This is a genomic window from Ancylomarina longa (assembly GCF_003996985.1).
GTDB lineage: Bacteria > Bacteroidota > Bacteroidia > Bacteroidales > Marinifilaceae > Ancylomarina_A > Ancylomarina_A longa.
In genome coordinates this window covers 1-574 of record NZ_RJJX01000162.1, presented here as the reverse complement: position 1 = coordinate 574, position 574 = coordinate 1, and the positions used below count along the sequence as shown (strand labels likewise).

Sequence of the window (574 nt, the reverse complement as noted above, 5' to 3'; positions counted from 1 at the left end):
TGTAGCATAGTTGACGTTGAATCTAAAGGATCTACTGCTGGATAGATACCTTTGGCGGCTAATCCTCTTGATAGTACGGTAGTAGCATCTAAATGTGCAAATGTCGTGGCAGGAGCAGGGTCGGTCAAATCGTCCGCAGGTACATAAACTGCTTGAATAGAAGTTATGGAACCCTCTTTGGTAGAAGTAATTCTTTCTTGTAAAGTACCCATTTCGGTACTAAGGGTGGGTTGATAACCCACAGCAGAAGGCATTCTACCCAATAAGGCGGATACCTCGGATCCTGCTTGTACGAAACGGAAGATATTGTCGATAAATAGAAGTACGTCTTGCTCATTAACATCTCGGAAATATTCTGCCATAGTTAAGGCAGTCAGACCAACTCTCATACGAGCTCCTGGCGGTTCATTCATCTGACCATAAACTAGGGCCACTTTGGATTCCGCAAGATTTTGTTCATTAATGACTCCAGATTCTTTCATTTCCATGTAAAGATCATTTCCTTCACGAGTCCGTTCGCCTACTCCACCAAATACGGATACACCACCATGAGCTTTAGCAATGTTGTTGATCA

General features: G+C 43.2%; 1 pseudogene. It reads right to left on the bottom strand.

What is annotated here, in order from left to right:
• Positions 1–574: pseudogene (locus tag DLK05_RS19145) on the bottom strand (F0F1 ATP synthase subunit beta); the annotation flags it as partial.